The sequence below is a fragment of the Streptomyces pristinaespiralis genome (assembly GCF_001278075.1).
Classification (GTDB): Bacteria; Actinomycetota; Actinomycetes; order Streptomycetales; family Streptomycetaceae; genus Streptomyces; species Streptomyces pristinaespiralis.
In genome coordinates this window covers 7,257,884-7,271,147 of record NZ_CP011340.1, presented here as the reverse complement: position 1 = coordinate 7,271,147, position 13,264 = coordinate 7,257,884, and the positions used below count along the sequence as shown (strand labels likewise).

The 13,264-nt window shown below is 71.9% G+C and carries 15 protein-coding genes; 12 read left to right on the top strand and 3 right to left on the bottom strand.

Annotated features, from left to right (window positions below; all coding sequences use genetic code 11):
• The 4 genes from bioD to SPRI_RS31245 are packed head-to-tail and all read left to right on the top strand — an operon-like array spanning window position 1 to window position 2,325.
• Complete coding sequence (gene bioD, locus SPRI_RS31260; RefSeq protein ID WP_005320330.1) at window positions 1-714, top strand: dethiobiotin synthase; 714 nt, start codon at window positions 1-3, stop codon at window positions 712-714.
• 5 nt (window positions 715-719) lie between these two features.
• A complete protein-coding gene (locus tag SPRI_RS31255; protein WP_037775332.1) occupies window positions 720-1,073 on the top strand; it encodes a VOC family protein in 354 nt (117 codons plus the stop codon).
• Between the two features lie 57 nt (window positions 1,074-1,130).
• On the top strand, window positions 1,131-1,832 hold the full coding sequence (locus SPRI_RS31250) for a class I SAM-dependent methyltransferase (protein ID WP_005320328.1): 702 nt from the start codon (window positions 1,131-1,133) through the stop codon (window positions 1,830-1,832).
• Window positions 1,833-1,872: 40 nt separating this feature from the next.
• Window positions 1,873-2,325, top strand: a complete 453-nt coding sequence (locus SPRI_RS31245; protein WP_037777132.1) for an SRPBCC family protein — start codon at window positions 1,873-1,875, stop codon at window positions 2,323-2,325.
• Window positions 2,326-2,359: 34 nt separating this feature from the next.
• Here SPRI_RS31245 and SPRI_RS31240 read toward each other — a convergent pair whose 3' ends face one another.
• Both SPRI_RS31240 and SPRI_RS31235 read right to left on the bottom strand, forming a co-directional pair.
• Window positions 2,360-2,731, bottom strand: coding sequence for a hypothetical protein (locus SPRI_RS31240; RefSeq protein WP_005320326.1), 372 nt, complete (start codon window positions 2,729-2,731; stop codon window positions 2,360-2,362).
• A complete protein-coding gene (locus SPRI_RS31235; protein ID WP_005320324.1) occupies window positions 2,728-2,943 on the bottom strand; it encodes a hypothetical protein in 216 nt (71 codons plus the stop codon). The genes SPRI_RS31240 and SPRI_RS31235 overlap by 4 nt, the downstream gene beginning before the upstream one ends.
• A gap of 237 nt (window positions 2,944-3,180) precedes the next feature.
• On the opposite strand from SPRI_RS31235, the gene SPRI_RS31230 reads away from it, so the two are divergent.
• The 3 genes from SPRI_RS31230 (at window position 3,181) to SPRI_RS31220 (ending at window position 6,120) form a co-directional block, all read left to right on the top strand.
• Window positions 3,181-3,603, top strand: coding sequence for a GNAT family N-acetyltransferase (locus tag SPRI_RS31230; protein WP_005320323.1), 423 nt, complete (start codon window positions 3,181-3,183; stop codon window positions 3,601-3,603).
• Between the two features lie 160 nt (window positions 3,604-3,763).
• Entirely contained in the window at window positions 3,764-5,110 is a 1,347-nt protein-coding gene (locus SPRI_RS31225; RefSeq protein WP_037775330.1) for a hemolysin family protein, read from the top strand.
• Window positions 5,107-6,120 (top strand): hemolysin family protein, encoded by a 1,014-nt coding sequence (locus tag SPRI_RS31220; protein WP_005320319.1) that lies wholly within the window; start codon window positions 5,107-5,109, stop codon window positions 6,118-6,120. The genes SPRI_RS31225 and SPRI_RS31220 overlap by 4 nt, the downstream gene beginning before the upstream one ends.
• 534 nt (window positions 6,121-6,654) lie before the next feature.
• Here the strand turns inward: SPRI_RS31220 and SPRI_RS31215 are convergent.
• Window positions 6,655-7,659 (bottom strand): maleylpyruvate isomerase family mycothiol-dependent enzyme, encoded by a 1,005-nt coding sequence (locus SPRI_RS31215; protein WP_078535407.1) that lies wholly within the window; start codon window positions 7,657-7,659, stop codon window positions 6,655-6,657.
• Window positions 7,660-7,719: 60 nt separating this feature from the next.
• On the opposite strand from SPRI_RS31215, the gene SPRI_RS31210 reads away from it, so the two are divergent.
• From SPRI_RS31210 to SPRI_RS31190, 5 genes are all read left to right on the top strand, one after another.
• Complete coding sequence (locus SPRI_RS31210; RefSeq protein WP_005320315.1) at window positions 7,720-8,514, top strand: SGNH/GDSL hydrolase family protein; 795 nt, start codon at window positions 7,720-7,722, stop codon at window positions 8,512-8,514.
• Between the two features lie 70 nt (window positions 8,515-8,584).
• Window positions 8,585-10,027, top strand: coding sequence for an adenylosuccinate lyase (purB, locus tag SPRI_RS31205; RefSeq protein ID WP_005320314.1), 1,443 nt, complete (start codon window positions 8,585-8,587; stop codon window positions 10,025-10,027).
• Window positions 10,024-10,572, top strand: coding sequence for a G/U mismatch-specific DNA glycosylase (gene mug / locus SPRI_RS31200; RefSeq protein WP_078535405.1), 549 nt, complete (start codon window positions 10,024-10,026; stop codon window positions 10,570-10,572). Before purB ends, mug begins: the two co-directional genes overlap by 4 nt.
• A 236-nt stretch (window positions 10,573-10,808) precedes the next feature.
• Window positions 10,809-11,474 (top strand): lytic polysaccharide monooxygenase auxiliary activity family 9 protein, encoded by a 666-nt coding sequence (locus SPRI_RS31195; protein ID WP_005320312.1) that lies wholly within the window; start codon window positions 10,809-10,811, stop codon window positions 11,472-11,474.
• A gap of 157 nt (window positions 11,475-11,631) precedes the next feature.
• Entirely contained in the window at window positions 11,632-13,224 is a 1,593-nt protein-coding gene (locus SPRI_RS31190; protein WP_053557545.1) for a PQQ-dependent sugar dehydrogenase, read from the top strand.
• The last annotated feature ends 40 nt before the right edge of the window (window positions 13,225-13,264 follow it).

The following is a 13,264-nucleotide window of genomic DNA, read 5'->3' as shown; positions in this document are numbered from 1 at the left end:
ATGGCAGTGATCGTGGTGACCGGCACCGGCACCGAGATCGGCAAGACCGTCGTCACGGCGGCGGTCGCCGCGGCGGCTCTGGCGAACGGGCTGTCCGTCGCCGTCCTCAAGCCCGCGCAGACGGGGCTGGCGGCGGGCGAGGACGGCGACGTCGACGTGGTGCGTCGGCTCGCCGGCGAGGTGACCCCCACCGAGCTCGCCCGGTTCCCCGAGCCGTTGGCGCCGGCCACCGCCGCACGGCGGGCGGGGCTCGCGCCGGTGCGGCCCAAGGAGGTGGCGGAGGCGGCCGGGAAACTGGCGGCCGAGCACGACCTGGTGCTCATCGAGGGCGCGGGCGGCCTCCTCGTACAGCTCGACGACGACGGGGCCACGCTGGCGAACGTCGCCGCCGAGCTGGGCGCGCCCGTGCTCGTGGTCGCCCCCGCCGGCCTGGGCACGCTGAACATGACGGCGCTGACGGCGGAGGCACTGCGCGCACGCGGCCTGGAACAGCTGGGCGTGGTGGTCGGGAGCTGGCCGGCCAGACCCGATCTGGCGGCGCGCTGCAACCTGGCGGATCTTCCCCGGGCCGCGGGCGCACCCCTGCTCGGAGCCGTGCCGGAGGGTGCGGGCGCACTCGCTCCGGCCGGATTCAGGGCGCGGGCGGCGACGTGGCTGGCGCCGCGTCTGGGCGGCCGGTGGGATGCGGAGGAGTTCGCCGCCGCCCTAGGCTGACGCCCATGCGTGCAAAGATCGACGAGATCGTCTTCGACTGCCACGACCCCGCCCACCTGGTGCGTTTCTGGGCCGCTCTCCTCGGCGGCGATCCGGTGGACCGGACCGACGACTGGTCGTACGTCGATCCGCCGGAGTTCGTACGCGTCGCCTTCCAGCAGGTGCCGGAGGGCAAGACGGTCAAGAACCGCCTGCATCTGGACCTGGACGCCGGTGACATCGACGCGGCCGCGGACGAGGCGGTCCGGCTGGGGGCGGAGCGCGTGGGGGCGATCGTGACCGACGACCACGGCCGCTTCCTCGTCATGCGCGACCCGGAGGGCAACGAATTCTGCTTCGTGGCGGGCACGGACGGCTGATCCGCGCACGGCCGGGGGAGAATGACGGAGACCGGCCCGTCTCCGAAGGAGGCCCCCATGGTCCCGCTCCAGCGCGGTACGAACGTCCCCCGGGACGCCGTCCACCATCCCCTCTTCGCCCGCTTCTACGCGAAGATGAGCGTGACGGCCGACCTGAAGGGCGGTATCGCCGCCCACCGGGCGGAGCTGCTGAGAGGTCTGACCGGCCGGGTGATCGAGATCGGCGCGGGCAACGGTCTGAACTTCTCGCACTACCCGGCCACCGTCTCCGAAGTGGTGGCCATCGAACCGGAGCGCTCACTGCGGAAGCTGGCCACGGAGGCCGCCCTGCGCGCCGAGGTCCCGGTGGACGTGGCGCCCGGCGCGGCCGAGGCCCTGCCGGTCAAGAGCGAGGCGTTCGACGCGGCGGTCGCGTCGCTGGTGCTGTGCACCGTACGGGACCTGCCGAGGGCGCTGGCGGAGATCCGGCGGGTCCTGCGGCCCGGTGCCGAGCTGCGGTTCTTCGAGCACGGGCTGGCGGCCGGCCGCGGTCTCGCGACCACTCAGCGGGTCCTGGACCGCACGGTGTGGCCGCTGCTGTTCGGCGGGTGCCACACGGCGCGGGACACCGTCGCCGCGATCGAGGAGGCGGGCTTCGAGGTCGGGCCCTACCGGCGGTTCCGTGTGCCGGACCACGGGCCGCAGCTGCCTACGTCGCCGTGCGTGCTGGGCGTCGCCCGCCGTCCGGTCACGGACGGCCAGGACCCTCACCCGCAATAGGATGAACCTGCCAGGGTCCGGCGATCCGAAGGCGGTCATCATGGCAGAGCGTCACCTCGAAGTGCGGCGGCGAGCGGCCGCGTCACCTGCTTCCGTCTGGGCCGTGGTCGCGGACTTCCCGAACCTGGCGGGCATCTGGAACGGGCTCAAGGGCTCTCGCGCCATCGGCGATCAGGCCCGAGGTGTGGGTGCTCGCCGCCAGGTCGATCTGAAGCCGGTGGGCTCGCTGGTCGAAACGGTCACCGCCTGGGAGGAGGGGCGCGCGCTGGCCACCGAGAACCGGCCATCGGCCCTCGTGCCGATGAAGCGGGCCGCGGCCAGGATCACCCTCGACCCCGAGGGTGCCGGGACAGCCATCACCTTCGACTACCGGTATGTGCCGCGGGGTGGCCCGATGGGACAACTGACCGGTCCCGTGATCGACAGGATGCTGACGGGACAGTTCGAGGGCATGCTGGCCGCCGTGGAAGAGGCCGCCCGCAGGCCGGGCTGACGAAGCGGATCGACCGGTGCCGGGGACCGGCGGGTCACTCGCTCCAGCTCCGCAGTTCCTCCGCGATGCGCGCGATGTCGGCACTGCCGTCCTTCACCAGGCGGGCCAGGTCGCGTACCTGCTCGGGCGAGGTGACGACCTTCAGTCCACAGGCGACGAGATAGCCGTAGGCGACGGCCGAGGCGTACATGGCGTTGGAACGCTCCAGCGCCGGCACGTGCAGCAGCAGTTGCAGCAGCGCGGCGGCCCGGGAGGCCGGGTCGCTGTAGACGGGGACGCCGAATATCTCCGCCTCGTGACGGCTCACGGCGGCGACGAGCGCACCCCAGTCGGTGACCTGGGGGTCGCCGGGGGTCTTGTGCTCGGCGACCATGAGCAGCCAGGCGAGGTCGATCCGCAGGCTCAACGCTTGTCGCCGAACTCCTCGGCGAAGACCGACTCGTACTGCTTCATGAAGTCGGCCGCCGCGTCGACGAAGGTGCGTCCCGCTTCGCCGGCGTCCTGCTTGACGAGTTCCTCGATGTAGCGGTTCACGCTCACGCCGCGTTGCATCGCCCGCTGGCGGGCGGTCTCCGCGGTGGACTCGTCCACGCGTACGTTCAACTGTGTCTTCGCCACACTTCGAAGCTAGCGCGAAGCTGCTAGCGGTGGCAAGGGCTGCCCGGCCGCGCCGGCGGAGGTGCCGCCCCTCGGGAACCACCGGCACCGTCGGGAACAGCGGACACCCGCCGTCAGGAACAGCGGACACCGGGCCGTCAGGAATCAGGGGACCGTTGCACGGCGCAGGATGCTCGCCGTCTCACAGCGCGGAAAGCCTGTGGCGGGGCCGGCGGCGGGCGTGCTTGGCTCGCCGCCATGACCGATCTGCTCATACGCAACGCCGCTCGCGACGAGGCCGAGGCCGTGCTGGCCTTCTGGAAGGAGGCCGCGGAGGGCACCAGCATCACGGACGACGTGGACGGCGTCACGCGCCTCATCGACCGGGACCCCGAAGCACTCATCCTCGCCGAGTCGGACGGCGTGCTCGTGGGCTCCGTGATCGCCGGCTACGACGGCTGGCGCTGCTCCCTGTACCGGCTGGCCGTGCTGCCCTCCCACCGCCGACGCGGCATCTCGACGGCCCTGCTCGACGCGGCGGAGAAGCGGTTCGTCACGGTGGGCGGCCGCCGCGGGGACGCGATGGTCCTCGAGGCCAACGAGCAGGCCCACCGGGCGTGGACGTCCGCCGGATACGCGCGCGAGGACCACTGGCGCCGCTGGGTCAAGCCGTTCACCTGACCTCCACCGCCCTCCCCGACCCTTTGCCGGTCCTTTACCATGGGTGCACTGTCCACTTCCCGTACGAAAGGTGTGAGCGTCCGCCCATGGGCGAGCCTCCTAGTAGCCGACATCGCGCCAACCTTCTCCCCCTGCCGGATCATGGGATGGAGGTGAACCGATGACCGAAGTGCTTCTGCTCGCCGTGGCGCTGCTGCTCTCCGTCGCGTGCGGAGCCTTCGTCGCAGCCGAGTTCTCCCTCACGACGGTCGAGCGCAGCGATCTCGAACGAGCGGCCGAGCGGGGTGAACGAGGCGCGGCCGGGGCGCTCAAGGCCGTCCGCAGCCTCACGTTCCAGCTCTCCGGCGCACAGCTCGGCATCACCGTCACCAACCTGGTCGTCGGCATGCTCGCCGAGCCGTCGATCGCCGCGATCATCCGCGGCCCGGTCGAGGACCTCGGCTTCTCCCCTTCCGTGGCGTCGTCCGCCGCGCTGGTCATCGGTACGGCCCTGTCGACCGTCGTCCTGATGGTCGTCGGCGAGCTCGTCCCGAAGAACTGGGCCATCTCCTCCCCGCTTGCCGTGGCCAAGGTGGTCGCCACACCGCAGCGGATCTTCACCGCCGCGTTCCGGCCCCTGATCGCCCATCTCAACAACACCGCCAACCGCCTGGTGATGCGGCTGGGCATGGAGCCGACAGAAGAGCTCGCCTCCGCGCGCAGCCCCAAGGAGCTCGTCGCGCTGGCCCGTCACTCGGCCAAGGAGGGCGCGCTCGAGGCGGACACCGCGGAGCTGTTCGTCCGCACCCTCGGCCTCGGCGAACTCACCGCGGAGAACGTGATGACCCCCCGGGTGCAGGTCACGGCTCTGGAGGTGCAGGCCACTGCCGAGGACGTCGCCAACGCGACCCGGGCCACCGGCCTGTCCCGCTTCCCCGTCTACCGGGGCAACCTCGACACCGTCGTCGGCATCGCCCACATCAAGGACGTGCTGGCCGTGCCCGCGGAACAGCGCCGGCGGCTGCGCGTCTCCGAACTGCTGCGGGAACCGGTCCTCGTGCCCGAGTCACTGACCGTCGACCGGCTGCTCGACCGGCTCCAGGGCAGGTCCACCATGGCCGTCGTCATAGACGAGTACGGCGGCACGGCCGGCGTCGTGACGATGGAGGACATCGTCGAGGAGGTCGTCGGCGAGGTCCGCGACGAGCACGACCCGCACGAGACGCCCGACCTGGCGCCCGCGGGCGAGGACGCCGACGGACGGGCCCTGTGGTCCGCCGACGGCGCCGCGCGCACCGACCAGCTGGCGGCCATCGGCCTCCAGGTCCCTGACGGCCCCTACGAGACGCTCGCCGGAGTGGTCGCCACGGAGCTGGGGCGCATCCCCTCCGAGGGTGACCGCATCGACATGGACGGATGGCAGCTCGACGTCGTCGACGCTTCCGGACGACGCGCGGCACGGGTACTGATGCACGCGCCGCCGGTGGCCGCGGAAGCGGCCGACGAGATCCAGGAGGCCGGACGATGATCGCGATCCAGCTCTTCATCGGCTTCCTGACGCTGGTCGTCAACGCCTTCTTCGTCGGCGCGGAGTTCGCGCTGATCTCCGTCCGCCGCAGTCAGATCGAACCCGAGGCGCAGGCGGGCAACCGCCGGGCGCGCAGCGTCCTGTGGGGCCTGCAGCACGTCTCGGACCTGATGGCCGCCGCCCAGCTGGGCATCACGCTGTGCACGCTGGTCCTCGGCATCGTCGCCGAGCCGGCCATCGCGCACCTGCTCGAGCCGGTCTTCGACGCGGTGGGCGTGCCGCACGGCGCGGTGCACCCGATCTCGTTCGTCATCGCCCTGTCGCTCGCGACGTACCTCCACATGCTGCTCGGCGAGATGGTGCCGAAGAACATCGCGCTGGCGGAGCCGGTGCGCAGCGCGCTGTGGCTGGGCCCGCCGCTGGTGGCGCTGGCGCGCGGCCTGCATCCGGTCATCGTCATGGTCAACGCCTTCGCGAACACTCTGCTCAAGCTGCTGCGGGTCGAGACGAAGAACGAGGTGACCGCCACCTTCTCCGACGACGAGCTGGCGAACCTGGTGCAGGACGCGGGCGAGGCCGGCCTGCTCGACGACCGCTCCGCGGAACGTCTGCGGGACGCGCTCGAACTCGGCCGCCGGCCCGTGCGCGACGTGGTCATGCCGATCGAGCGCGTGGTGTACGCCCAGGCGGGCACGACGCCGGAACAGCTGGAGCGGCTGTCCGCCGAGTCGGGCTTCTCCCGCTTCCCGGTGGTGGACACGGGACGGCGCATCCTCGGCTACCTCCATGTGAAGGACGCCCTGGACGCGGCACCCAGGGACGTGGCGTTCCCTGTGTCGGCGATGCGGCCGATCGCCCGGGTCCGGGCGACGACCCCGCTCGACGACGTCCTCACGGCGATGCGCCGCAGCCGTACCCACCTGGCGGCCGTCCTCGACGAGAACGGCCGGCCGGAGGGCCTGGTCACGATGGAGGACATCCTGCGGGAGCTGGTGGGCAGGCCGGGGTGACGGTGGTGATCCCGGGGACTCTGTCCCCGAACCCCCGCGTCTCGATAGCCGGCGGGGCCGGTGCCCCGCCGGCATTGCCCGGGAGTCCGTGCGCCGGCGGGGCCTGATCCGCCACGGCGGGTCGAGGCGGGAGCCGCGCGGCGGCGATCCTGCGCCGCCTCGGGCCGGAGGCCCCGCCCGGCCCGCGTCGGGGACTCGCCGCCATGCGAGAAGCGCGGGGCCGGTCCCCCGGCCCGGTCCGGGACTTGGCCGATTCGAAAAGTACGGCTCGGTCCCCCAGCCGACCGCAGGGCAACACCGACAGCACGACCCCAGGCCCTCCACCACCCCGGACCGGGAGGTCAGGGACCACACGGGTCAGGCCGGGACCCGGCGCGCTTCGAGCAGCGCGGGGCCGGTCCCCGGCCGGCCGCAGGTACGGCGTGGCCGTACGGGGTCCGGCCCGGCCCTGCCCCGGTTCGGGTCCCCGAACCCGGGCCGGGTTCGGGGATATGGGGTCGTCAGGCCGCAGGGGGCCGGGGAACAAGCCAGGGACTACGTCGCCGTGGTGCTCAGCCACGCGTCCAGGACCGCGGTGCCGCCACGGACCGTGAAGCGGTCCGCTTCCGGTCGGCGGCGGCCGTAGAGCAGGAGCAGGAGGTCGGCGACGTCGGCCGTGACCGTCACGTCGGCCGCTTCCGCGGTGGCCGTCCACGAGAAGCCCGCCGCGCCGAAGGTGATCGTCCACGCCGCGCCGGTGTCCCTGGCGAGGAGCCGGACCGAGCCGCCGGCGAGGGGCGCCTGCCGCTCGGTCGTCCGCGTGCGGCGGGGCAGGTTCTCCAGGAACTCCGCGATGCCGTCCGCCGCCGTGCCCGGCTCGACGCGGGGCTCCTGCCCGAGCGCCAGTTGCGCGTCGGCGCAGTGGATCACCGCCTCGAAGAGCAGCCGCCGCGGGTAGAAGGCGACCCGCTGGTCGGCGCCGTAGGACCACATCGGCAGGTCCGGGTCGACCGTGCGCAGCGTGCGCAGGCAGGACTCGGCGCCGCGGGCCAGCCACTGCGGGTACGCCGACGGATCGTCCGGCAGGTCGAGGGGCACCTCGCGCGCCAGGACGGGCTCGGTGGCCCGTGTGCGCACGACGTGTTCCGCCCAGCGGTGCGTCGTGCCGTGGTGCTCGACCAGATCGGCCAGGGTCCATCCGGGACAGGTGGAGACGGGCGTCGCCGGGTCCGCGTCCCGTACCGCCGCTGTGAAGTCGGCCACGACGTGCGCGATGGACTCGCAGTACCGCTCGTGCTGGTCGTCGTCGAGACCGAAGCTGTCGGGCACCCGGAGCAGACTGTCGCGCCAGCCGCCCTCCGGGTGACGTCCGGCCGCCGCGCGTACGCGTTCCGCGAGCTCACGGCGGTCCGCGGGAGGGAGCCTGTCCAGCAGGAACGCGGTGGATTCGAGCCACTTCACCGCGGTGTCCGGGTCGAGCACGTCGTCGTCGCAGGTGTCGATCAGGGTCACCACTTCGGCCAGCGCTTCGGCCAGCCCGTTGAGCAGCGCGTCACTCACGAAAGCTCCCCTCCGGATACGGAACCGACGGACCCTACCGCACGGTAGGATCGCTGCGCCATGGAGATCAGTGCCAACTACACCAGCTATGTCGCGGTCGGTGACTCGTTCACGGAGGGCATGTCCGATCTGCTGCCGGACGGCTCCTACCGCGGCTGGGCGGACGTCCTCGCGGGCCGGCTGGCGGCCCGTACGCCCGGCTTCCGCTACGCGAACCTCGCGGTGCGCGGCAAGCTGATCGGACAGATCGTCGCCGAGCAGGTCGACGTCGCCGCCTCGATGAACGCCGATGTGATCACCCTCGTCGGCGGACTCAACGACACCCTGCGGCCCAAGTGCGACATGGTGCGGGTGCGCGACCTCCTGGAGGAGGCGGTGGAGAAGCTCGCGCCGTCGTGCAGGCAGTTGGTGCTGATGCGCAGCCCCGGCCGCCAGGGCCCGGTGATGGAGCGGTTCCGCCCGCGGATGGAGGAGCTGTTCGCGCATGTCGACGCGCTCGCGGCACGGCACGGCGCGCTCGTCGTCGACCTCTACGGCTCCGCCGCCCTCGGCGATCAGCGGATGTGGGACGCGGACCGGTTGCATCTGACGGCCGAGGGGCACCGCAGGGTCGCGGAAGCGGTCTGGCAGTCGCTCGGCCTGGAGGCCGAGGACGACTGGCAGTCACCCCTTCCCCCGGCGCTCCGGTCGAGCTGGGCAGCGCGGCGGGTCGCCGACGCGCAGTTCGCCCGCCGGCACCTGGGGCCGTGGATCGGCCGGCGGCTGACCGGGCGCTCCTCAGGCGACGGCCGTCCCGCGAAGCGGCCCGACCTGCTGCCTTACGAGCCCTACCGGCCGCCGTCGGCCGGCGCGTGACGCCCTCGTAGCAAGCTACAACCATGGGCGGGGCGCTGAGCTGCGCAAACCCACAGTAGAATCTGCTCACGTGACTGCTGTGTCTGCGAAGCCTCGCATCCCCAATGTTCTTGCCGGCCGCTACGCCTCCGCGCAGCTCGCCGTGCTCTGGTCCCCCGAGCAGAAGGTGAAGCTGGAGCGTCAGCTCTGGCTGGCCGTGCTGCGCGCGCAGAAGGACCTCGGGATCGAGGTACCGGACGCCGCGCTGGCCGACTACGAGCGGGTGCTCGACCAGGTCGACCTGGCGTCGATCGCCGAGCGCGAGAAGGTGACCCGCCACGACGTGAAGGCCCGGATCGAGGAGTTCAACGCCCTCGCCGGCCACGAGCACGTCCACAAGGGCATGACCTCCCGTGACCTCACGGAGAACGTCGAGCAGCTGCAGGTCCGGCTCTCGCTCGAGCTGATGCGTGACCGCACGGTCGCGGTGCTCGCGCGACTGGGCAAGCTCTCCGGCGAGTACGCGGAGCTGGTCATGGCCGGCCGCTCCCACAACGTCGCCGCCCAGGCCACCACGCTCGGCAAGCGGTTCGCGACGGCCGCCGACGAGCTGCTCGTCGCCCACGGGCGTCTCGAGGACCTGCTGGGCCGCTACCCGCTGCGCGGCATCAAGGGCCCCGTCGGCACCGCGCAGGACATGCTCGACCTGCTGGGCGGTGACGCGGCGAAGCTGGCCGAGCTGGAGCAGCGCATCGCCGCCCACCTGGGCTTCGGCCACGCGTTCACCTCGGTGGGCCAGGTCTACCCCCGTTCGCTGGACTACGACGTCGTGTCCGCGCTGGTGCAGCTGGCCGCCGCACCTTCCTCCGTGGCCAAGACGATCCGCCTGATGGCCGGCCACGAGCTGGTCACCGAGGGTTTCAAGCCGGGCCAGGTCGGCTCGTCCGCGATGCCGCACAAGATGAACACCCGCTCCTGCGAGCGCGTCAACGGCCTGATGGTCATCCTGCGGGGTTACGCCTCGATGACCGGCGAGCTCGCCGGCGACCAGTGGAACGAGGGCGACGTGTCCTGCTCCGTGGTCCGCAGGGTGGCGCTGCCCGACGCGTTCTTCGCGCTCGACGGGCTGCTGGAGACGTTCCTGACGGTGCTCGACGAGTTCGGCGCGTTCCCGGCGGTCGTCGCCCGTGAGCTGGACCGCTACCTGCCGTTCCTGGCGACCACGAAGGTCCTCATGGGCGCGGTGCGTGCCGGTGTCGGCCGTGAGGTGGCGCACGAGGCGATCAAGGAGAACGCGGTCGCCTCCGCGCTCGCGATGCGCGAGCAGGGTGCGGAGCGCAACGAGCTCCTGGACAAGCTGGCCGCCGACGAGCGCATCCCGCTGGACCGCGCGCAGCTGGACGAACTGATGGCGGACAAGCTGTCGTTCACCGGTGCCGCCGGCGACCAGGTGACCGCCGTGGTCTCCAGGATCGAGGAGATCGCCAAGCAGCACCCGGAGGCCGCCGCCTACACCCCGGGCGCGATCCTCTGACCCGCCCCACCCCGGCAGAGCTGGAGGCCGCCCGCGACCGCGTCGTCGAGGACGTGGTCGCGGACGGTCTTTCCGTGCTGTTCTGCGGCATCAACCCGGGCCTGATGTCGGGTGCCACCGGGCACCACTTCGCGCGCCCCGGCAACCGGTTCTGGCCGGTGCTGCACCTTTCCGGCTTCACGCCGCGACAGCTGCTGCCGTCGGAGCAGCGCGAGCTCCTCACGTACGGGCTCGGCATCACCAACGTGGTGGCGCGGACGACCGCCCGCGCCGACGAGCTGAGCGCCGAGGAGTTCCGCGAGGGTGGCAGGCTGCTCGCCGCGAAGGTGGAGCGGCTGGAGCCGCGGTGGCTGGCGGTGGTGGGCGTGACCGCGTACCGCACGGCGTTCGGGGACCGGGCCGCCCGGATCGGGCCGCAGGAACGGACGATCGGCGGCGCGCGGGTGTGGGTGCTGCCCAACCCCAGCGGGCTCAACGCCCATTGGACGGCGCAGACGATGGCCGAGGAGTTCGCCCGCCTGCGGCAGGCCGCCGGTCTGTCCTGAGGGTCGTCCCCGCGGGGGAGGGCATCACCCCGTGCCGCATGCCGCGCCGGGCACGGCGTCGCCCGCCGAGCGCCACTTTCGCGCCACGCGACGCGAGAGTGGCGCAATCAGACGTTGCCGCTCCGCTTCACGAGGCGCAGCCTGTGAGCTGTGGGAGCGCTCCCACACTTGTGCGGGAGCGCTCGCGCCGTCGGAACCCCAAGAATCCGGCATTCCCCCACGGAAAGAAGGCGATCATGGATTGTCATGAACACAACATGCGACGCCGTCTGACGCTCGTCCTGACGACCCTCGTCGCGGCGCTGCTCAGCCTGATCCCCTGGAGCGGCACCGCCGTCGCCCACGGATCGGTCGTCGACCCGGCATCGCGCAACTACGGCTGCTGGCTGCGCTGGGGCAGCGACTTCCAGAATCCGGCCATGGCCCAGCAGGACCCGATGTGCTGGCAGGCGTGGCAGGCCGACCCGAACGCCATGTGGAACTGGAACGGTCTCTACCGCAACGGATCCGGCGGCAACTTCCAGGCGGTCGTCCCGGACGGGCAGCTGTGCAGCGGCGGCCGGACCGAAAGCGGCCGCTACAACTCGCTGGACACCGTGGGCGCGTGGAAGACCACGGACGTCGGCTCGAACTTCACCGTCAAGCTGTACGACCAGGCCAGCCACGGCGCGGACTACTTCCTGGTCTACGTCTCGCGCCAGGGCTTCGACCCCACCACCCAGCCCCTGCGCTGGAGCGACCTCCAACTGGTCGCCCGCACCGGCAAGTACGCACCCAGCCAGAACTACTCGATCCCCGTCAGCACGTCCGGCTACAGCGGTCGCCATGTCGTCTACACCGTCTGGCAGGCCTCGCACATGGACCAGACCTACTTCCTGTGCAGTGACGTGAACTTCCGCTGATCCACCGGTCCCCGAGCCGTCCCGCCGGACACCGTGCAGTCCGGCGGGACCCCACCGCCCACACGCACGGCCGCGGCGTTCCCCGGACCGGGGACCGCCGCCGCACGGCCACTGCCCACCGACCGGAACGAGCATCCTCGTCACTGGAGCTGCCGACATGCCAAGACGCCGCTGGGCAGGGCCCCTTCTGCTCACCCTCCTGCTGACCGCCTTCGCCCTTCTTCCCGCCGCCGCTCCCCCGTCCTTCGCGGCCGCTCCCGCCACGACGGCGGACACCGCACCGGTCCGGACGACGGCGGACACCGCACCGGTCCGGACGGCAGCGGCGACGCGGGCCGCGGCCGTGCCTCTGCCGTCGCTGAGCACGACCACCACCCAGGTGGCCTCCGGGCTGAGACGGCCCACCGCCATCGCCGCCCCCGACGACGGCACGGGCCGGCTGTTCATCACCGAGAAGTCCGGCACCGTCCGCGTCTACCAACCGGAGACGGGACTGTCCCGGACCCCGCTCCTCGACATCACCTCGGCCGTGGACGAGTCGGGCAACGAGCGCGGCCTCCTCGGCATCGCCCTCCCGCCCGACTTCGCCGACAGCCAGGACCTGTATCTGGCGTACACGGCGCTGCCCGACGGCGCGGTCACGCTCGCCCGCTACCGGCTCGACGAGTCCCGCCTCGAGGTCCTGCTCGCCCAGGAACACGCCGAGTACAGCAACCACAACGGCGGACAACTGGCGTTCGGCCGCGACGGCAACCTGTACTGGAGCATCGGAGACGGCGGCGGCTCCGGCGACCCCTTCACATCCGGCCAGCGGCTGGACACCCTGTTGGGCAAGATCCTGCGCATCGACGTGAGCCGTGCCTGCGGCCCGCTCCCCTACTGCGTCCCCGCCGACAACCCGTTCGTGGACACTCCCGGCGCCCGTGAGGAGATCTGGCTGTACGGGCTGCGCAACCCGTGGCGGTTCTCCTTCGACCAGGCCGACGGCTCCCTGTGGATCGGCGACGTCGGCCAGGGCCGATGGGAGGAGGTCGACCACCTCCCGTCCGGGCGTGGAGGGCTGAACCTCGGCTGGTCCTGCTCCGAGGGTCTGGAGAAGTTCGAAGGCGGCGACTGCGCGCCCGGCGAGACGTACACCGAGCCGGTCTTCACGTACTCCCCTTACACCGGCGGCTGCTCGGTCATCGGCGGCCATGTCTACCGGGGCCGGCAGTACGCGGACCTGGTCGGCGGCACCTACATCGCCACCGACTACTGCTCGTCCACGGTCTGGGCACTGCGCCCCGACGGCAGCGGCGGATACGAACAGGCCGAGATCGGGGAGATGCCGACGCAGGTGACGTCGATCGGCACGACCGTCGACGGCGAGTTCTACGTGGTCAACGACCTGCCCGGCGGCCTGCACCGGGTGTCGTTCCAGCGGGAGGAACCCACCTGCCGGGTGGACCGCACCGTGCGGACCTGGGGCACCGGAACGACGGTCGACCTCACCGTCACCAACACCGGCAGCGCTGCGGTGAGCGGCTGGACCCTCGCGTTCCCGCTGGCGCTCGGGCAGAGTGTGGTCTCCGACTGGAACACCGACCTGACCCAGGGAAGCAACACGATCGCGGCGGCCAACGCACCGTACAACGCCGACATCGCTCCCGGTGCGAGCGTCTCCCTGGGCTACCTCGCCGACCACACAGGTGACGCGTCGCCGCCGCCTCGGTTCACGCTTAACGGGGACGCCTGCGCCGTCGGCCGCTGAACGGCCGTCACCCTCGCACCGCTCTCCCCGGTGCGGGGGT